This window comes from Microbacterium mitrae (genome assembly GCF_008017445.1).
Classification (GTDB): Bacteria; Actinomycetota; Actinomycetes; order Actinomycetales; family Microbacteriaceae; genus Microbacterium; species Microbacterium mitrae.
Map to the genome: position 1 here is coordinate 654686 of NZ_VRSW01000001.1, position 18247 is coordinate 672932.

18 protein-coding genes are annotated in these 18247 nt (G+C 63.5%); 11 read left to right on the top strand and 7 right to left on the bottom strand.

The annotated features are described in order from the left end of the window. Positions 1 to 40: 40 nt before the first annotated feature. Both ychF and FVP60_RS03160 read right to left on the bottom strand, forming a co-directional pair. Positions 41 to 1114, bottom strand: coding sequence for a redox-regulated ATPase YchF (gene ychF / locus FVP60_RS03155; RefSeq protein ID WP_147824798.1), 1074 nt, complete (start codon positions 1112 to 1114; stop codon positions 41 to 43). A 126-nt stretch (positions 1115 to 1240) separates the two neighbouring features. Continuing rightward, positions 1241 to 1984 (bottom strand): class I SAM-dependent methyltransferase, encoded by a 744-nt coding sequence (locus FVP60_RS03160; protein ID WP_147824799.1) that lies wholly within the window; start codon positions 1982 to 1984, stop codon positions 1241 to 1243. A 106-nt stretch (positions 1985 to 2090) separates the two neighbouring features. Here FVP60_RS03160 and FVP60_RS03165 point away from each other — a divergent pair, with 106 nt between their 5' ends. From FVP60_RS03165 to FVP60_RS03175, 3 genes are all read left to right on the top strand, one after another. Then, complete coding sequence (locus FVP60_RS03165; protein WP_147824800.1) at positions 2091 to 2690, top strand: 3'-5' exonuclease; 600 nt, start codon at positions 2091 to 2093, stop codon at positions 2688 to 2690. A 60-nt stretch (positions 2691 to 2750) separates the two neighbouring features. Continuing rightward, on the top strand, positions 2751 to 4019 hold the full coding sequence (locus tag FVP60_RS03170) for a DNA recombination protein RmuC (RefSeq protein ID WP_147824801.1): 1269 nt from the start codon (positions 2751 to 2753) through the stop codon (positions 4017 to 4019). A 302-nt stretch (positions 4020 to 4321) separates the two neighbouring features. Further along, the gene (locus FVP60_RS03175; protein ID WP_246132437.1) at positions 4322 to 5065 is read left to right on the top strand and encodes an endonuclease domain-containing protein; all 744 of its coding nucleotides are present in this window, start codon (positions 4322 to 4324) and stop codon (positions 5063 to 5065) included. 676 nt (positions 5066 to 5741) lie between these two features. Here FVP60_RS03175 and FVP60_RS03180 read toward each other — a convergent pair. After that, positions 5742 to 5939 (bottom strand): UDP-N-acetylmuramyl pentapeptide phosphotransferase, encoded by a 198-nt coding sequence (locus tag FVP60_RS03180; protein WP_147824803.1) that lies wholly within the window; start codon positions 5937 to 5939, stop codon positions 5742 to 5744. A gap of 263 nt (positions 5940 to 6202) precedes the next feature. Beyond that, positions 6203 to 7195, bottom strand: a complete 993-nt coding sequence (glpX, locus tag FVP60_RS03185; protein ID WP_147824804.1) for a class II fructose-bisphosphatase — start codon at positions 7193 to 7195, stop codon at positions 6203 to 6205. 187 nt (positions 7196 to 7382) lie between these two features. On the opposite strand from glpX, the gene fbaA reads away from it, so the two are divergent. Further along, positions 7383 to 8411 carry a class II fructose-bisphosphate aldolase gene (gene fbaA, locus FVP60_RS03190; protein WP_147824805.1) on the top strand — a complete coding sequence of 343 codons (1029 nt, stop codon included), beginning with the start codon at positions 7383 to 7385 and terminating at the stop codon, positions 8409 to 8411. Between the two features lie 81 nt (positions 8412 to 8492). On the opposite strand, the gene FVP60_RS03195 is transcribed toward fbaA, so the two are convergent. Continuing rightward, a complete protein-coding gene (locus tag FVP60_RS03195; RefSeq protein ID WP_147824806.1) occupies positions 8493 to 9110 on the bottom strand; it encodes a DUF6264 family protein in 618 nt (205 codons plus the stop codon). A 38-nt stretch (positions 9111 to 9148) separates the two neighbouring features. Next, positions 9149 to 10180: a 4-hydroxy-3-methylbut-2-enyl diphosphate reductase gene (locus tag FVP60_RS03200; protein WP_147825484.1), complete on the bottom strand. Its 1032-nt coding sequence runs from the start codon at positions 10178 to 10180 to the stop codon at positions 9149 to 9151. Positions 10181 to 10255: 75 nt separating this feature from the next. On the opposite strand from FVP60_RS03200, the gene xseA reads away from it, so the two are divergent. Genes xseA through FVP60_RS03235 form a run of 7 tightly spaced genes read left to right on the top strand, consistent with a single transcriptional unit; the run spans position 10256 to position 16701 of the window. Further along, positions 10256 to 11545, top strand: a complete 1290-nt coding sequence (gene xseA / locus FVP60_RS03205; RefSeq protein WP_147824807.1) for an exodeoxyribonuclease VII large subunit — start codon at positions 10256 to 10258, stop codon at positions 11543 to 11545. A 10-nt stretch (positions 11546 to 11555) separates the two neighbouring features. Further along, entirely contained in the window at positions 11556 to 11786 is a 231-nt protein-coding gene (locus FVP60_RS03210) for an exodeoxyribonuclease VII small subunit (RefSeq protein WP_147824808.1), read from the top strand. Then, complete coding sequence (locus FVP60_RS03215) at positions 11786 to 12418, top strand: DUF4245 family protein (RefSeq protein ID WP_147824809.1); 633 nt, start codon at positions 11786 to 11788, stop codon at positions 12416 to 12418. The genes FVP60_RS03210 and FVP60_RS03215 overlap by 1 nt, the downstream gene beginning before the upstream one ends. A gap of 32 nt (positions 12419 to 12450) precedes the next feature. Then, positions 12451 to 13056, top strand: coding sequence for a carbonic anhydrase (locus FVP60_RS03220; protein WP_147825485.1), 606 nt, complete (start codon positions 12451 to 12453; stop codon positions 13054 to 13056). A gap of 18 nt (positions 13057 to 13074) precedes the next feature. Then, positions 13075 to 14481, top strand: a complete 1407-nt coding sequence (locus tag FVP60_RS03225) for a class II fumarate hydratase (RefSeq protein WP_187240541.1) — start codon at positions 13075 to 13077, stop codon at positions 14479 to 14481. Positions 14482 to 14506: 25 nt separating this feature from the next. Continuing rightward, positions 14507 to 16045 (top strand): sensor histidine kinase, encoded by a 1539-nt coding sequence (locus FVP60_RS12975; protein ID WP_187240542.1) that lies wholly within the window; start codon positions 14507 to 14509, stop codon positions 16043 to 16045. Next, positions 16042 to 16701: a response regulator transcription factor gene (locus FVP60_RS03235; RefSeq protein ID WP_147824811.1), complete on the top strand. Its 660-nt coding sequence runs from the start codon at positions 16042 to 16044 to the stop codon at positions 16699 to 16701. The genes FVP60_RS12975 and FVP60_RS03235 overlap by 4 nt, the downstream gene beginning before the upstream one ends. Before the next feature lie 233 nt (positions 16702 to 16934). On the opposite strand, the gene phoH2 is transcribed toward FVP60_RS03235, so the two are convergent. Beyond that, positions 16935 to 18209, bottom strand: a complete 1275-nt coding sequence (gene phoH2 / locus FVP60_RS03240; RefSeq protein ID WP_147825487.1) for an RNA 5'-3' helicase PhoH2 — start codon at positions 18207 to 18209, stop codon at positions 16935 to 16937. Positions 18210 to 18247: the final 38 nt, after the last annotated feature.

An 18247-nucleotide genomic window follows, 5' to 3' on the forward strand; every position in this document is an offset into this window, starting at 1 on the left:
ATCGCATCGGCAGGTCAGACCACTCAATCGACGCCAGAGGTTATACGGCGAAACGAAATTCCACCACGTCGCCGTCGCGCATGATGTAGTCCTTGCCCTCGAGGCGGGCCTTGCCCTTCGCGCGCGCCTCGGCGACCGAGCCGGTCGCGATGAGGTCTTCGAACGAGATGACCTCAGCCTTGATGAAGCCCTTCTCGAAGTCAGTGTGAATGACACCGGCAGCCTGCGGAGCCCTCGCGCCCTGCGGAATCGTCCACGCGCGGGCTTCTTTCGGCCCCGCCGTGAGGTAGGTCTGCAGGCCGAGCGTCGCGAATCCGATGCGCGCGAGCTGGTCAAGGCCCGACTCGGTCTGGCCGGTCGCTTCGAGCAACTCCTGTGCGTCTTCGGGGTCGAGGTCGATCAACTCAGACTCAATCTTCGCGTCGAGGAAGACAGCCTGGGCGGGAGCCACGAGCTCCGCAAGCTCGGCCTTTTTCGAATCATCGGTGAGAATCGCCTCGTCGACGTTGAAAACGTAAATGTAGGGCTTGGCGGTCAGTAGGCCCAGCTCTCGAATCGGCGTGACGTCGATGTTGCTGCCCGACAGCAAGATGCCGCGCTCCAGCGCGTCTTTCGCCGCGTTCGCGGCCTCAAGAACCGAGGGGTCAGCCTTCTTCTGCTTGACCTCTTTTTCGTAGCGAACGATCGCCTTTTCGAGGGTCTGCAGGTCTGCGAGCATCAGCTCGGCGTTGATGGTCTCCATGTCATTGCGCGGGTTGACCTCGCCGTCAACGTGCACGACATCGCCATCGGTAAAGCCACGCACCACCTGCGCGATCGCGTCAGCCTCACGAATGTTCGCCAGAAACTGGTTACCCAGCCCTTCGCCCTCGCTCGCGCCGCGAACGATGCCTGCGATATCGACGAACGACACGCTCGCCGGAAGAATGCGCTCGGAATGGAACACATCGGCAAGCTGCTGCAGACGCGGGTCAGGCAGGTTCACCACGCCAACGTTCGGCTCAATCGTCGCGAACGGGTAGTTCGCCGCGAGCACGTTGTTGCGCGTCAGCGCGTTGAACAGGGTTGACTTGCCGACGTTGGGCAGGCCGACGATTCCGATAGTAAGAGCCACGGGTGACAAGTCTACGTGGCTTTACCCCCAGCGCTGGCGCACGAAGCACAGCACGGAACCTACGGGCCTGTGGCGCGGAACAGACGAGCGCGTTGCACGGAACGCCGTGAGCGCGTCGCACGGAACCTACGGGCGCGTAGCGCGGAACGCCTTCGTCACGTAGGGCATCGCGATCGTCGCCTCTCCGACAACGCCGATTCGATCCATTAGGTCATATACCTCCCCCATCATTCGGTCTTGTTCGGCCCGAGGCGCCGTAATGAAGTAGCTGCGCGAGCGCACCATCGCCTCAATATCGCTGCGCGCCATCGGCCGTTGCCACTCCACAGTGTGTTCTTCGAGCGCGCCAAACGGCTCGTGCAGCGGAATCTTGCCGGAGGCAATCATTTCTTCCGCGTTCGAAGCATGCAGAATATGAGTCAGCTCGCGCACCCACGCCACGCGTTCGTTGCGCACATTCCAAATCAGTCCCAGCACGCCCCCGGGTTTCAGCACGCGTGCGATCTCACGCGAAGCATCAACTGGGTCAACCCAATGCCAGGCCTGTCCCATCGCGACCAGGTCGACGCTTGCCGTATCCAGCGGCACCTGCTCCGCGGTTCCGACCCTCGTGTCAACCTCGGGCGTGCGCTCAGAGAGCACACGTAGCATCGCCTCATCGGGGTCAATCGCAATCGCCTCGACCTCACGAACGCGCAGAATCGAGCGCAACAGCTTGCCGGTTCCGGCGCCAATATCTGCCACCCGCGCTGCATCCGGCAGCGAGGCGAGCAAGAACGCAACAGCCTCCGCGGGGTACTCGGGGCGACCCGCGTCGTACGCTGCGGAGGCGGCTCCGAACGAGGTCGACATTTCTTCACGACTGGCCATGACGCGACGCTAACACCGCCCTCAGACATCGCGCGATGGCACTCGGGATACGCTGGAATACGGCGCGCCTGAAGCGAATGGCGCGCGGCAGGAGAAGAGTCAAGACATGTCACTGGATTTCACGGCCATCGATTTTGAGACGGCGAATTCCAGCAACGCTTCGGCATGTTCCGTCGGTCTCGTGCGTGTGCGCGGGGGCGAAATCGTTGACCAGACGGGCTGGTTGATTCAACCGCCAGTCGGCTACGACGAATTCCATCCGCGAAATGTGGAGATTCACGGCATTCATGCCGAAGACGTATCGACCGCAATTGGGTGGAGTGATCAGCTCGAATTTCTCGAGGATTTCGCGGGTGATGACGTCATGGTCGCTCACAATGCGGGCTTCGATATGGCAGTGTTGCGGCGCGCGTGCGAGGCGACGGGCGACGTCTGCCCGCCCTATCGCTACGTGTGCAGCGTGCAGGTGGCGCGCCAGGTTTACGACCTTGAGTCCTACCGATTGCCGTTTGCCGCAGCCGCCGCCGGTTTCACCGACTTCTCGCATCACGAGGCGACCGCCGACGCCCTCGCATCGGCTCACATCATGATTGATGCCGCGCGCCGCGTCGACGCGAGCGATATTCGCGAACTCGCTGCGAAAACGCGCGTGCGTGTCGGTCAGATTCCCATCGGCGCCGTTACCGGAGCGCTAATCACAGCTTAGTTTTGGCGCTGCGGAACATCGCGCGCCGGCAATGTCGGAAGCCCCCGGCACACTGATGGCATGGAACCACTGATCGCCGTCATTCTGGTCGTGCTCGCACTCGCAGGCGGCCTTGCCCTGGGTTGGCTCGCGCGCGGTCAAGTAACCGCCGACGATACGGTCCTGCTGGCACGCCTGTCGGCGAGCGAGGCAAGCGCGACCGCGTTGCGCGAGCAGCTCATGCAACAGCAGGCGACGTATCGCGAGTACACCGAGCGCGCCCGCGATGAGCAAGAGGCGAATCGCGAACGCGAACGACAAGAGGCGCGTGTGCTGACGGCGCTCAGCCCTGTTGCCGAGACGCTGAGCAACATGCAACGCGCGATGGCCTCGATGGAACGTGATCGCCAGGAGCAGTTTGGCCAGCTGGGTGAGCAGTTGCGGCAGGCACAGGTCAGCGACGAATCGCTTCGGCAGGCCACGAGCACGTTGGCGAGCGCTTTGCGTTCAACGACGACCCGCGGAACCTGGGGCGAGACCCAGCTGCGCCGCGTTGTTGAGGCGGCGGGGTTGACCCACCACGTCGATTTTGATGTTCAGACGAGCATCACTACCGACTCCGGTGCGACGGGGCGACCAGACATGATTGTGCGGTTGCCAGGCGGAAAGGCGATCGCGCTCGACGCAAAGGCGCCGCTTGATGCGTACCTCGACGCCTCCGCGCGCGAGGTCGAGGCGGAACGAACCACCGCACTCTCGCAACATGCCCGCGCGGTGAAGGCGCACATCGACGCGCTGGCGAAGCGTCAGTACTGGACGGGCCTTGACGCCAGCCCCGAGTTCGTTATCTGCTTTCTCCCGAATGAGGCGATGCTGTCGGCCGCGCTCGACGCAGACCCGGCGCTGTTGGACTATGCCTTCCGTCAGCGGGTCGCTCTCGCCTCGCCCGTGAGCCTGTGGGCGGTGTTGAAATCGGTCGCCTACACGTGGACGCAAGATGAAGTCTCGGCTGAGGCACACGAGCTGTTCGTGCTTGGCAATCAGCTCTACGACCGGCTCGGATCGCTCGCCGGCCATGCTGACGAGCTGCGCCGGGCGATTGAGCGTACCGTCGGCGCTTACAACAAGTTCGCGGGTTCGCTTGAGTCGCGCGTTTTGGTGACGGCAAGAAAGTTTCCCGGCATCGATGCGACAAAGCTCACCAACATGCCGGCGCCCGCCGAGGTGGGCGAATCGCCCCGCCCGCTGGTCGCAGCCGAGTTCGTGCAGGTCGATTCTCACGAGGGCGAGAGTACCGGGCTATGGCAGGCTGACCTCGCCAGCGAGATTCGCCACCGCGCCACCGAGTAGTTGGCACTGTCTGGGGACAGGTCCGGACGTTCCCCTGCATACCGGTCGGGTCGGCCCTGTCAAGTCCGTTCAGTTGGCACTCCAGACGCCAGTCGAGTTGGCGTGATGTCCACTTGCTTGTTCGCTTCTCAGCTCGCCGTGGGTTTTCTCCCCAACTGAAGGTAGCGGCCCGTCCTACCCACAGTTGAGGTCGGGATCCGCAAATGAGACGGTGCGACGCGCACAGTGGCGGGATGCAGGTTCTCCAAGCACTCTCCAGCCAGGGCGGCGTCGCTAGAACGCATTCGCTATACGCAATTGGTGTGACCCACACGACGCTCGCCCAGGCCCTGTCGGATGGAACAGCCGTCAAGCTCCGCAAGGGTATTGTCGCTTCCGACGCGGACAGCGAGACAGCGACTGCGGCCTGGCATGGGGGCACCGCGACGTGTGTGTCCGCGCTTCGCCACTACGGCGTTTGGGTGCTCCATGACAACGTTCTTCACGTGCATGTGCCGACCGGAAGCCGTATACATCCCCACCCCAACTGCAGCTGTGTGACGCATCGCTCCCCGGGTCGCCAGCCATTCGGTGTGATGCCTATTCGCGAAGCTTTCATTCATGCGGCGCGCTGCCTGACAAGCGAGGCCTTCTTCGCCGCATTCGAATCCGCCTGGCACTTGCGACTTCTCACCCGCGCGGATCGCGCCCGAATTCGCTCCCGCGTGCCGGCTCGACTCAAGCACCTCATCGACATCGCGCGACCCGATGCGGAAAGTGGGCTCGAGTCGCTCCTACGTCTGAGGCTTCGAGCCGCGGGCATCATTCTGCGCACGCAAGTGAACATCCCACGCGTGGGTCGAGTCGACTTTGTTGTCGAGCACCTTATTCTCGAGGTTGATGGAAGGCTCGGTCACGCCGATCCGACGTCCCGCCACAAGGACCTGGTCCGCGACGCACGAGCCGCCGAGGCAGGCTATCGAACTCTCCGCTTCGACTACGCCCTCGTGGTTCACGACTGGCCTCAGGTACTCGCCGCTGTTCTCGGCGCGCTCTATCTCGTCTAGCTGGACCGTCGTGCGGAAGTCGCATGCTGGTTCCAACGCGACGTTATGCATCCGGCGCCGGTGCCAAAGTGGCGAAAATGGAAGGTGATCACGGTCAGCCATATCGGCCCTTGCCTCACCCGGGGCGTTTCTAGCGGAACCGCGCAGGCCTGCCGCCGACGGGTCTACGAAGGTATGGAACCATGCTGCGCACGTCAATCGTCGAGGCGCCACGACGACCGATAGCCGTCCTCGCCGCGGCGGGTTGTTCAGTCGGCGCGAGGTGTCCGAAGTCCCGATCTCTGCCAGTGGTGTCGGACATCACGGCGTCCAGCTTCGGTCCGACGCCCTACTGCTGGCCGACACCCTGCCCGCGTGGAACCACATGCCGCGAGGCTCAGTTATGCATCAAAACCTGGTGCCAGAGTGGCGGGAGTGACGGATGGGTACGAAATTTCACATTCTCTGATGCATAACGCCGCGGCCGCGAGCTCACATAGGGATGGACCTGGAACCAGGTGGGTTGTGGGGACGCCTCATCCGAGGCACCCCTTCGAAACCGGGAAACCACGCCGCCGAGACTGGAAACCACGCCCTGAACCGGGGAACCACGCAGGACGATGGAACCACCCAGTCGCGGCGCGAGGAAGCCCAATTGCGGCGTGGGGAAGGCCATCCGTCGCCCGGGGAATTCGGGTTAGCCGGGGATGAAGCTGAGCAGTGAGACGACGCAGATCGTCACGAAGACGAAGGCGGCGACGGGCCACCACGAGCTCATCTCTTCGCCCGCGGCGCGACGCTTACGAAACAGAACGTCTTTGCGACGTGCGGGGTCGGTTGCGTCTGCAATGACGGCGTGGGCGGCCGTTGCCGGGCGACTCGCATCTATTGCCATGATCAAACCTCTTAATCGCACGACGCGCGTTATTCGCGCGGCTCGTAACATCTATCTTCCCACCACGAACCTGAGCGTCACCGGCAGACACGTCACGAAGCGGCCACGTTTTCGCAACGGCCAGGTGGCGAACCGGTAACGAAATAGCACGTTTGGGCAGCAGAAAACCCACTAACGAGAAAGTGCCGAGCCCCATGGACTCGGCACTTCATACCGGGCATCTCACCCCGCAAATCCAGGCATCTCAGCCCGAAAAACTGAGCTCAACCGAACCACTTCGACACGAGGTGCTCCGAGGAGACGCGACGCAAGGTTCCGGATGCGCTTCGTAGCACGACCGACTCGGTGTAGATGTAGTCGCCCTCGCGGCGCACGCCGGCGACCAGCTGGCCGTCGGTCACACCGGTTGCGACGAAAATCGTGTTGTCGCTGGCGACCAGCTCGTCAGCCTCGTAGACGTGACCGTCAAACTTCAGTCCGGCGTCGCGGCCGCGCTGCTCTTCGTCATCAGTCTGCGGCCAGAGGCGCCCCTGAATGTGGCCGCCCAGAGCCTTGATCGCGCACGCCGTCACGATGCCCTCGGGGCTACCGCCGACGCCAACGCACATGTCGGTGCGCGCATTGTGGCGCGCGGCGTTGATGCCACCGGCGACGTCACCGTCGGTCATGAGGCGGGTGCCTGCGCCAGCCTCGCGGATCTCCTGAATCAGCTTCTCGTGGCGAGGACGGTGCAGCACCGAAACCACCATCTCCTCGACCGGTTTGCCCAGCGCCTTCGCCAGCAGGCGAATGTTCTCACCAATCGGCAGGCGAATGTCGACGACGCCGACACCGGCGGGGCCCGTCACCAGCTTGTCCATGTAAAAAACGCTGGAGGCGTCGAGCATCGTGCCGCGGTCAGCAACCGCAATCACAGACAGCGCGTTGTTGCGCCCCATCGCGGTCAGCGTGGTTCCGTCGATCGGGTCAACGGCGACATCGCACTGCATTCCTTGACCGGAACCAACGTGCTCCCCGTTGAAGAGCATGGGAGCGTTGTCTTTCTCGCCCTCACCAATCACGATGCGACCGTCAAAGTTCACGGTGCGAAGGAACGCGCGCATCGCGTCAACGGCCGCTCCGTCGGCTTCTTCTTTGGCGCCGCGGCCGATAAACGGTACGGCGCGAATCGACGCGGCCTCCGTCGCTCGCACGAGCTCCATTGCCAAGTTTCGGTCGGGACGAAGGGGGGACATATCTGCCGTCAGGCTCACCATGACCTCAGCGTATCGATGCAGGCGTCAGAAAATGGCGCTGTTTCCGAAACCAGCACCGTAGGAATTGCCATTCTTTCGCGAGCAGCAAAGATGGTTCCGATTACCGGCTCCGACATAGAGAAAGCGCACATCCCTACGCTTCGCTAGAGTAAGCGAGACACCTCTTCACCGCTCTGAAGGAGACTCCATGCCCTTGGCAACCCCCGATCAGTATGCAGACATGCTTTCGCGCGCAAAGGCAGGAGGTTTCGCCTACCCCGCCATCAACGTGGCCAGCTCGCAGTCGATCAATGCGGTCCTGCAGGGTCTGACCGAAGCCGGCTCCGACGGCATCCTTCAGGTCACCACCGGCGGTGCCGACTACTTTGCCGGTCAGACCGTGAAGGCTCGCGCGACCGGCGCACTGGCGATGGCACGCTTCGTTGCCGAAGTTGCCAAGAGCTACCCCATCACGGTTGCTGTGCACACCGACCACTGCCCGAAGGATGCCCTCGGCTCGTTCTTGCTGCCCCTTCTGGAGGCCAGCGAAGAGCAGGTCAAGGCCGGCGGCGAGCCGATCTTCCAGTCGCACATGTGGGATGGCTCGGCCGTGCCACTCGCGGAGAACATCGAGATCGCACGCGAACTGCTGCCACGCATGAAGGCCATCAACGCGATCCTTGAGGTCGAGATTGGTGTCGTCGGCGGCGAGGAAGACGGCGTGCAGCACGAAGGTTCCAACGACGCGCTTTACACCACCACCGGCGATGTGGCGCAGGCCGTTGAGGCGCTCGGTCTCGGCGAGAACGGCCGCTGGATCGCCGCCCTGACGTTCGGCAACGTGCACGGCGTCTACAAGCCGGGCAATGTGAAGCTCCGCCCGGAACTCCTCGGCGAAATTCAGGCGGGCATTGCCGCCCAGTTCGGCACCGGCCCCAAGCCGCTTGACCTCGTGTTCCACGGTGGTTCCGGCTCGACCGATGAAGAAATCGCACTCGCTGTCGCCAACGGCGTCGTCAAGATGAACATCGACACCGACACTCAGTACGCCTTCACCCGTGCGGTTGCCGGCTACATGATGAGGAACTACGACGGCGTGCTCAAGATCGATGGCGAGGTCGGCAACAAGAAGCAGTACGACCCGCGCGCGTGGGGCAAGGTCGCAGAGTCGGCCATGGCCGCTCGTGTTGTTGAGGCCACCAAGCAGCTGGGCTCGTTCGGCAAGTCGCAGAGCTAAACGACAACGAAAATGGTCCTCGGCACCCGCCGAGGACCATTTTCGTGCCTAGAACCGCTCACGCACCGTCAGGCGCTGCGCCTACGACGGCTGGTTTGAAACCAAGTAGTCAACAAACGCCGGGTCTGACATGAGCGGAACCGAGATGCACGCCATGATGATCACGTACGTCACGACGGCGCCCGCGATGGCAACCCACCAGGCCGTCTTGTTCGCCTTCATCCGCCCACGCGCGATGATGACGGTGCCAACGTAACCGGCCAGCAACACCAGCGAGGCGATCGTGCCCCACAGCTTTCCGGACTCGAAGTTCGAGAATGATCCGTCGATGCCCATGATCAGGTACGACCGATCCACCATGGCGGCGAAGTCTTGGAACGAGAAGAACGTGGTGATCACGTTGAGCGCGCCGAACGCCAGCAGGGCGATGGTGATGATGCGATCGGTCTGACGTGCAGCCCGCGCCGGGTCGACCGCGGCACCTGCGGCACCCGCACGAGCGCCTGGGCCAAAACCGGCGTTCAGACCAGACGGAGCCGCGGAACCAGGGGTGCGATCCGCGTAAACGCTCGCGTCAGCGGGAGGGGTCAACGGCGTGGGTGTTACCTCGGGCAACGGTTCACGAATGTGAGCACGCTGCTCGCTCTCGGATGCATACTCGCCGTATTGCGGGCGAGGGCGCCCCTGTGGGTCAGACATGTCAATATGCTACGGCCGCAGCCTTTGCATCCGCTGTGTCAGTCGCGACGTCCGCCCAGTGCGCGCTCGTCGCGACGACCAGACGCATCCTGTCGAAGCTCCTTCGGCAGCGAGAACATAAGGTCTTCCTCGGCGGTGCGCACCTCTTCGACATCGGCGTATCCGGCGCCAGCCAGCTCGGCGAGCACCTCCTGCACGAGAATTTCCGGCACCGAGGCGCCGCTCGTCACGCCAACAGTCTTGACCCCATCGAGCCACTCCTGCTTGACCTCATCGACGTAGTCAACGCGGTAGGCAGCCTTCGCGCCGTACTCCAACGCCACTTCCACCAGTCGCACACTGTTGGACGAGTTCGCCGAGCCCACCACAATCACCAGATCGGCGTCTTTCGCGACCTTCTTGATCGCGACCTGACGGTTCTGCGTCGCATAGCAAATATCGTCCGACGGCGGGTCTTGCAGGTTGGGGAAGCGCTCCCGCAACCGCCGAACCGTCTCCATGGTCTCGTCGACCGACAGCGTCGTCTGCGACAGCCACACCACCTTGTTCGGGTCGGCGACTTCAATCGTGTCGGCCTCATCGGGAGAGTTCACGATGGTCACGTGATCGGGCGCCTCCCCTGCGGTACCCTCAACCTCTTCGTGCCCTTCGTGGCCGATGAGCAAGATTTGGTAGTCGTCGCGCGCAAAACGCACCGCCTCGCGGTGCACCTTGGTCACCAGCGGGCAGGTGGCATCAATCGCGTGCAGTTCGCGGTCGGCCGCCGCGTTCACCACGGCGGGTGAAACTCCGTGGGCGCTAAAGACAACGTGCGCGCCAGACGGAACCTCGTCTACCTCCTCGACAAAGATGGCACCCATCTTCTCCAGCTCGGTGACGACGTGAATGTTGTGCACGATCTGTTTGCGCACGTAAACCGGCGCGCCGTAACGCTCCAAAGCCTTCTCCACCGCGACCACGGCACGGTCAACACCGGCGCAGTATCCGCGGGGGGCGGCGAGCAGAACCTTCTTGGGCCCATCAACCGGGATATTCTGGAGTCGCTCACGACGCCCAGGGACACGGGGAATAGGCAGGCGCACGGCAGGGGTACTCACCCCTTGATTCTATCGGCGAACAACTGATCAAGCCCCGAGAGGACACGAATGACCAATCCGGCCAGCGGCCCCTCCTTTACCCCGGCGGTGCGCCCGCGCGATTCGACGGCGGATATGCCGTGCCAGGTAGGCGATCTCGGCCGCGATATGCGCGACTACATCGCGCGCCTCGGCTCGCCGTGGGTTGAGGGTGAAATCACCGAATGGAACCATCGGGCCGTCGGCACATTTGCGACGTTGCGTGACATGAATGGCGATGCCATCATTCGCCTGACGATCTGGTCAAGCGTGCGCAACCGTATTCCGCAAGACATCAAGGCGGGCGACCGCGTCGTGGTGTGCGTTAAGCCCGAATACCGCGCGCAGCGGGGCGAACTGAGCTTCATTGTCTCGGCCATGAAGCAAGTTGGTCTTGGCGATCTGCTGGAAAAGCTGGAGCGCCTGCGCCAGCAACTGCGCTCCGAAGGCCTGCTTGACGCGTCGCGCAAGCGATCGCTACCGTTCTTGCCCACAACCGTCGGGCTGATCACCGGCAAGGCAACCGATGCCGAGAAAGACGTGCTGCGAAACGCGGAGCTGCGCTGGCCGAACGTCTCCTTTCGGGTGGAGCATGCGGCGGTGCAGGGCGAGCAATCGGTTCCGCAACTGCTGGCCGCGTTGCAGAAACTTGACGCCGATCCTGAGGTCGATGTCATCATCTTCGCGCGCGGCGGCGGCGACTTCCAAGACCTCCTCGGCTTTAGCGATGAGCGGCTCCTGCGTGCGGTCGCCGCGGCGCACACCCCGATCGTGAGCGCCATCGGCCACGAGAACGACCGCCCGCTGCTCGATGACGTCGCCGACCTGCGCGCCTCAACACCCACCGACGCCGCCAAGCGCGTGGTTCCGGATATCTCTGAGCAACTCGCCCTGGTGCGAGATGCTCGCTCCCGCATCATGACGCGCCTCGCCGGGCGCCTGCAGCATGAACAACACGTTGTGCAACAGCTGCACTCGCGCCCGGTGCTCGCCAACCCCGATCGCTGGTTGCAGGATCGTGAGCTTCAGCTCGAGCAGTCCATCTCGCGCATCCGCGCCCGCACCGGACTCAGCCTCGAGCAGGAGGCCACGCGCATCGCTCGCCTCCACGCATCGCTGGGCGCCCTCTCCCCCCTGCGCACGCTGGACCGCGGCTACGCCATCGTGCAGCGCCGGGGCGACGGCATCGTGCGCACCCCCGATGATGCCCCCGACGGAGCCGAACTCGTCGTCATGCTGGCGGAGGGAACCATTAGCGCCGTCTCGCGCGGCGAGGTAGCGCAGGAGGGCGCGCCAGAGGGCCGCGCGGATCGCATCTAAGATGGAGAACATGAGCGACGCACAGACCGCGGAATTCGCTGACGTGAACGATCTCTCGTTCGAACAGGCTCGCGACGAACTCACTCAGGTGGTAGCCCAACTCGAACAGGGCGCACCGACGCTTGAGCGATCCATTGCTCTGTGGGAGCGCGGCGAGGTGCTCTACCAGCGCTGCGAAGAATGGTTGCTCGGGGCCAAGAAGCGGCTCGATGCCGCGCGCGGCGTGGCAGGAGACGACTAATGGCGCGGGTAGTCGCAGAGCTTGGCCGGCCAGAAACGCCGTCAGAAACGGCTGCCCGCAAGGCCGAGGCGTCGCGCATCTACCGTGGCAGCCAGACGATGCGCAACCTCTTTGCCGCGCTCATCGCAACGCTCGCCGTCGTTATCATCATCGTGCTCATGGTTCCGCGTGGCGATATTGAACGCCCCTCCTCCATCGATGTCGCCGCCGTCGCCGAGCGCGTGGAGCGCGACATCAAGCACCCCGTGGTGGTTCCGCCGGTTTCAGATGACTGGCGGGTGAACTCTGCGAAGCTCGTCAGCGGTCAGCCGACGCAGTGGGAGATCATCTACGCCCCCGGCGACGGTCAGGGATTCTTGCGCGTCTCGCAGGGCATTCAGGCCGACGCCGGATGGGCGTCGCGCGAACTGCAGGCCGCGAAGCTGGGCGAAGTTCTCACCCTTGACGGCGTCGAATGGCAGTCATACACCTTCGCCGATCCGTCGAAGTCCGGCAACATTTCGTACGCCCTCAGCACGATCGCCGGAGCCGACCAGATTCTGGTGTTTGGCTCCTCTCCGGAAAAGCTGATCCAGGAGACTGCGGCTGAACTTGCCCCACAAATCGCCGAACTGAAGGATGCAGCCCAGTGACCCAGCTCACTCCAGCCCAGTCGTGGGCCGCCATGCAGGCAGGCAACGCACGCTTTGTCGCCGGAACCCCCAAGCACCCGCATCAGGATGCGATGCGGCGATTGGAGACGTCGGGTGCGCAGCTCCCGCACGCCATGGTGTTCGGCTGCTCTGACTCACGCCTCGCCGCAGAAATCATCTTCGATGAGGGCCTGGGCGATCTCTTCGTCATTCGAAACGCCGGCCAGGTCAGCTCGGAATCGGTGATCGGGTCGCTGGAGTACGGCATCGCGGCGCTGGAAATTCCGCTGATCGTGGTGCTTGGTCACGATGCATGTGGTGCAGTTGCCGCCGCGATCGCAAGCACGCACGCCGACCCGCCGGAGCTGCCCATGCAGGTGTGGCGTCAGATCTCCCCCATCGTTCCGTCGGTGCACCGCGTCATGAAAGAAACCGATTCGCTGCCGTCGACGGTCTCCCCTGAAGACGTTGGCCGCGCACACCTGCGCGCCACGGTCGCGGGTATCTTGCGCTCTTCCGAGCTCATCAGCGACGCCGTGAACGCTGGCAAGGTGGCCATTGTTGCCGCCAACTACCGCCTTACCGAGGGCACGGCTGTGCCCGACTTTATCGTCGGCCCCGCGACTGCGGACGCCTGACCCACACATCAGCAAGACATGAGGAGAATCGTGGCTGACACCGAATACCGTATTGAGCACGACACGATGGGCGAAGTTCGCGTCCCCGTGAACGCCCTGTATAGCGCTCAGACGCAGCGTGCCGTCGAGAACTTCCCGATCTCGGGCAAGGGGCTGGAATCGACGCAGATTGCCGCCCTGGCACGAATCAAGAAGGCAGCAGCCCTCGCCAACAAGGAACTGGGTGTTCTGGACGGCGCTATCGCCGACGCCATCGCCGCGGCGGCAGACGATGTTGTTACCGGTCAGTTCGACGACCAGTTTCCGGTCGACACCTACCAGACCGGTTCGGGCACCAGCTCGAACATGAACATGAACGAGGTGCTGGCAAACCTGGCCAGCACCAAGCTCGGCGCGCCGGTTCACCCCAACGACCACGTGAACGCCTCGCAGTCCTCCAACGACGTCTTCCCGACGTCGGTGCACGTCGCCGTCACCCAGGCCATCATCGATGACCTGATCCCCGCGCTTGACCACCTCGCCGTCGCCCTTGAGGCGAAGGCTGAGCTGTGGAAGGACGCGGTCAAGTCGGGTCGCACGCACCTCATGGATGCAACCCCCGTCACCCTCGGCCAGGAGTTCGGCGGCTACGCTCGCCAGATTCGCCTCGGCATCGAGCGCGTGCGCGCCGCCCTCCCCCGCGTTGCCGAGGTTCCGCTCGGCGGCACCGCCGTCGGTACCGGCATCAACACGCCGCTCGGTTTTCCGCAGAAAGTCATCGAGCTGCTTGCCGCCGAAACCGAGCTGCCGATCACCGAGGCCAAGGACCACTTTGAGGCTCAGGCCAACCGCGACGGTTTGGTGGAGGCGTCTGGCGCACTGCGCGTCATCGCGGTCTCGCTGACCAAGATGAACAACGACCTTCGTTGGATGGGTTCGGGCCCGAACACGGGTCTCGGCGAACTGCACATTCCTGACCTGCAGCCCGGCTCCTCGATCATGCCCGGTAAGGTCAACCCGGTCGTTCCCGAGGCTGTACTGATGGTTGCCGCCCGCGTGATCGGCAACGATGCCACGATCGCGTGGGCTGGCGCGTCGGGCTCGTTCGAGCTCAACGTGGCAATTCCCGTGATGGGCACCGCCCTCCTCGAGTCGATTCGCCTGCTCTCCAACGCCGTGCGCGTTCTTGCCGACAAGACCATTGATGGCCTGGAAGCTAACCTCGAGCGCGCCGCCGCGTTTGCTGGCATGTCGCCCTCGATCGTCACGCCGCTGAACAAGCTCATCGGCTACGAAGCGGCGGCCAAGATTGCTAAGTACGCGGTCGCCAAGGGCATCACCGTTCGCGAGGCCGTCATCGAGCTCGGCTACATCGAGCGCGGCGAGCTGACCATCGAGCAGTTGGACGAAAAGCTCGACCTGCTGTCGATGACGCACGCCGGCTAAGCGTTCATTCCCCGATAATCGGAGAATGACGAAACCTGGTCGTTCGGTTCCGACGCGCATTCGCCTGATCGTCGCCATCCTGTCGGTGGCGCTGATCGGGTTCACGCTCGCCGGCTCGATCGCGTTTGCCATGCAGCGAGACCGCATTGTGCACGCCGTCGATGAAAGGCTGAACGACCAGGTTTCTGCGTTATCGGGAGCCTCGGCGCCATCCAGCGTGGATGTGTTGGTGAGCCCGGCGCCAGACCCTATCTCCCCGCCGCCGGCGACGGCGTTCGACAATGTCGAAGAAGCGCTCTACGACGCGGTGTCACGTCTGCCTCCCGGCGTTAACGCCACGGCATTCGCCATTATTGACGGGGTTCCGACCTACCGCGCATCAACCGCACCGTCACTCGGGCTCGCCGACGACGAGGCGGCGGTCGACGAGATCGTCAGCGACGTGCTCGCGGCCAATACTCCGGTGCTCGGAACCGTCACCACGCCCACGGCAACGGCGCGCTATATCGCTATTCCGGTGCAGGTCGACGGCAGTGCCGAGGTCGGCATTTATGTGCACGTGATCAACCTGACGGCCGAGCTCGCGCCGCTCGATGCGAGTATCTGGATTTACGCGATCACCGTCGCCGCCTGCCTCATCGTGATGGGGGTGGTGACGTGGTTCATTCTCGCCCGCCTCGTACCCCCTGCCCCGTCAGCGTCACCCGACTCCGGCGGCTCCCACGAGGTTCCGCCCCCGCCGTTTGCTAGCGATCCGTCGCCAGCGCCCCCTGTCACGTTCGCCACCAAACCTCCCGCGCCGCCCAACGTGAACGACATGATGGATCAGGTGGAGGGCTCGCTCAACGCGCAGCGCCAACTGCTCGATGACGTGCGGCACGAACTCAAGACCCCAATCACCATCGTTCGCGGCTACCTCGAAATGATGAACGTGTCTGACCCGTTCGATGTGCAGGCAGCGCGTGAAATCGGCATCTCCGAGCTTGACCGCATGACGCGTCTGGTCGAAGACATTGACACGCTGGCGACCGTCGAGGGCGATGAGTACACCATGGGATCCATCGACATCGCGCAACTCACCGAGCGCGTCGGCGATCTGATCACCGTGATTCCGGGCCACACGTGGCATGTGACCCGCGTTGCCGATGGCATCATTCGCGGCAACTCCGACCGCGTTTTGCAAGCGTGGCTTGCGCTCTGCGATAACGCCGCAAAGTACACGCCCACCGGTTCCGCTATCGAAATCGGCAGCGCGCGCACCCTCGATTCCATGATGCTGTGGGTGCGTGATCACGGACCAGGAATTCCGCCCGCCGCACGCCACCGCATCTTCCGCCGCTTTGACCGCGGAGCCGGAAAACGCGAAGTGGGCGGGTCGGGTCTAGGCTTGGCGATTGTCGATGTTATTGCACGCGCTCATGGCGGATCGTGTAGCGTCAGCGAGACACCGGGTGGTGGGGCGACCTTCACCATTCAGGTTCCGCTCCGTCTGGGTGGCGGAACCACGTTGCCGGCTCCGGTTCGAGCGGGAGACGTTGTGCAGCAGCGAGAGGAACAAGAATGACGCGGATCCTGATTGCAGAGGACGAGTCACGCATCTCCGCATTTGTTGCGAAGGGGCTCGAAGCTGCCGGCTACCCCACGACGGTGGTCGAAGACGGCGCCGAGGCCCTCGAGCTTGCCCTCGGCGGCGAGTACAGCCTGCTGCTTCTCGACGTTGGCCTGCCCTCGATGGATGGCTTTGACGTGCTCGCGCATCTGCGTGGCCAGGGCGCCACCCTTCCCGTCATCATGCTCACCGCGCGCTCCAGCACGCGAGACACCGTCGAAGGTCTCGACAGCGGTGCCAACGACTACATCACCAAGCCCTTTAAGTTCGACGAACTCCTCGCCCGGGTGCGCGTGCGCCTGCGCGAGGGCTCGCTGGCATCGACATCGACCACCGTTCAGCACCGCGATGTGACGCTTGATGTGATCGGCCGCCGCGCCATCGTGAGCGGCCGCGAAGTTGAGCTTTCGGCGCGTGAATTTGCGCTCGCGGAACAATTTCTGCGGCACGCAGGTCAGATTCTGAGCCGTGAGCAGCTGCTGAGCCGCGTGTGGGGGCTGGACTTTGATCCGGGCTCGAACGTCGTCGATGTTTATGTGCGGTACTTGCGCACCAAATTCGGAGCCGAACGCATTGAAACCGTGCGTGGTTCCGGGTACCGCTGGCAGTAGCCGAGAACGAAGGAGGCCCCCGGCTATGTGCCAGGGGCCTCGAAGGAAGCGGACCCGAAACCGCTTAGACACTCACCGTAACGGTGTTGTCTACCCTCTCAATTTCATCTCCCGGGGAGACGGGAGGCGGGCACAAGTGCCACGTCATCTATTCTCGCTCCCCTTTTCTGGTTCCGATACAAATTTGCGTGAGATCTTTCTCATGCGTCTTCTCATTCGGACATGTTGGGCCGTCAGGCGAGCTCGTTTGACTCCAGCAACTCGGTGACGAGCGCCGCGATTGCCGAGCGTTCTGAGCGCATCAGCGTGACGTGACCGAACAGCCCGTGACCCTTGAGCGTTTCGATCACCGAGGCGATGCCGTCGTGGCGTCCGACGCGGAGGTTATCGCGCTGCGCGACATCGTGGGTGAGCACGACGCGCGAGTTCTGGCCGATGCGGCTGAGCACGGTGAGCAGCACGTTGCGCTCCAGCGACTGGGCTTCGTCGACGATCACAAACGCGTCGTGAAGTGAGCGGCCGCGAATGTGTGTCAGCGGCAGGACCTCCAAGATACCGCGCTCCACGACCTCCTCCATCACGTTGCCCGAGACGACGGAGCCGAGGGTGTCAAACACTGCCTGACCCCACGGGTTCATCTTCTCGCCCTGATCGCCTGGCAGGTAGCCCAGCTCTTGGCCACCGACGGCGAACAGCGGACGAAACACCAGAATCTTTCGCTGCTGTTGGCGCTCGAGCACCGCCTCCAGCGCCGCGCAGAGTGCGAGCGCGGACTTCCCCGTTCCTGCTCGCCCTCCCAACGACACGATTCCCACCTCGGGGTCAAGCAGCAGGTCGATCGCGACGCGCTGTTCTGCCGATCGCCCGTGCAGACCGAACACGTCGCGATCCCCTCGAATCAGCCGGTATGAGCTATCTCCGGTGACGCGGGCGAGGGCGGAACCACGCTCCGAGTGAATCACCATGCCGGTGTTGATCGGGATGCCCGCGACATCGTCGTGTGAGCCCACCTCGGCTTCATAGAGGTCAGCCATTTCGTCACCCGAGAGGTCGAGCGTGGTCATGCCCGTCCATCCCGAGTCGAGGGCTTGCTCGGCCAGGTACTCGTCGGCGTCGATGCCAAGCGACGCTGCCTTAACGCGGAGCGGGAGATCCTTTGACACGACCGTGACCTCTTCGCCGTTTTGCGCGAGATGCGCGGCGACGGCCAGAATGCGCGTGTCGTTATCACTCAGACGTACGCCCGCGGGCAACACGGAGGTGTCGGCATGGTTGAGTTCGACGCGCAACGTGCCGCCCTCCCCCACTTCGACAGGAAAGTCCAAACGACCGTGCGCAATGCGAAGGTCATCAAGGTGGCGCAGGGCTTGACGGGCAAAGTAGCCCAGCTCTGGGTCATGGCGCTTGGCCTCAAGCTCGGTGATAACCGCCACCGGTAGCACCACGGAATGCTCGGCAAATCGGAACATCGCACGCGGGTCACTCAGCAGCACTGAGGTGTCCAGGATGTACGTGCGAACCCCGGTGGAAACATCAAACGCGACGG

Bases quoted from the DNA above. Each gene is read 5' to 3' on its own strand.
- FVP60_RS03235 (WP_147824811.1), top strand. From the start codon at position 16,042: ATGACGCGGATCCTGATTGCAGAGGACGAGTCACGCATCTCCGCATTT.
- xseA (WP_147824807.1), top strand. From the start codon at position 10,256: ATGACCAATCCGGCCAGCGGCCCCTCCTTTACCCCGGCGGTGCGCCCG.
- fbaA (WP_147824805.1), top strand. From the start codon at position 7,383: ATGCCCTTGGCAACCCCCGATCAGTATGCAGACATGCTTTCGCGCGCA.
- FVP60_RS03225 (WP_187240541.1), top strand. From the start codon at position 13,075: ATGAGGAGAATCGTGGCTGACACCGAATACCGTATTGAGCACGACACG.
- FVP60_RS03215 (WP_147824809.1), top strand. From the start codon at position 11,786: ATGGCGCGGGTAGTCGCAGAGCTTGGCCGGCCAGAAACGCCGTCAGAA.
- FVP60_RS03210 (WP_147824808.1), top strand. From the start codon at position 11,556: ATGAGCGACGCACAGACCGCGGAATTCGCTGACGTGAACGATCTCTCG.
- FVP60_RS03195 (WP_147824806.1), bottom strand. From the start codon at position 9,110: ATGTCTGACCCACAGGGGCGCCCTCGCCCGCAATACGGCGAGTATGCA.
- FVP60_RS03180 (WP_147824803.1), bottom strand. From the start codon at position 5,939: ATGGCAATAGATGCGAGTCGCCCGGCAACGGCCGCCCACGCCGTCATT.
- FVP60_RS03220 (WP_147825485.1), top strand. From the start codon at position 12,451: ATGCAGGCAGGCAACGCACGCTTTGTCGCCGGAACCCCCAAGCACCCG.
- FVP60_RS12975 (WP_187240542.1), top strand. From the start codon at position 14,507: ATGACGAAACCTGGTCGTTCGGTTCCGACGCGCATTCGCCTGATCGTC.
- glpX (WP_147824804.1), bottom strand. From the start codon at position 7,195: ATGGTGAGCCTGACGGCAGATATGTCCCCCCTTCGTCCCGACCGAAAC.
- FVP60_RS03170 (WP_147824801.1), top strand. From the start codon at position 2,751: ATGGAACCACTGATCGCCGTCATTCTGGTCGTGCTCGCACTCGCAGGC.
- FVP60_RS03165 (WP_147824800.1), top strand. From the start codon at position 2,091: ATGTCACTGGATTTCACGGCCATCGATTTTGAGACGGCGAATTCCAGC.
- FVP60_RS03160 (WP_147824799.1), bottom strand. From the start codon at position 1,984: ATGGCCAGTCGTGAAGAAATGTCGACCTCGTTCGGAGCCGCCTCCGCA.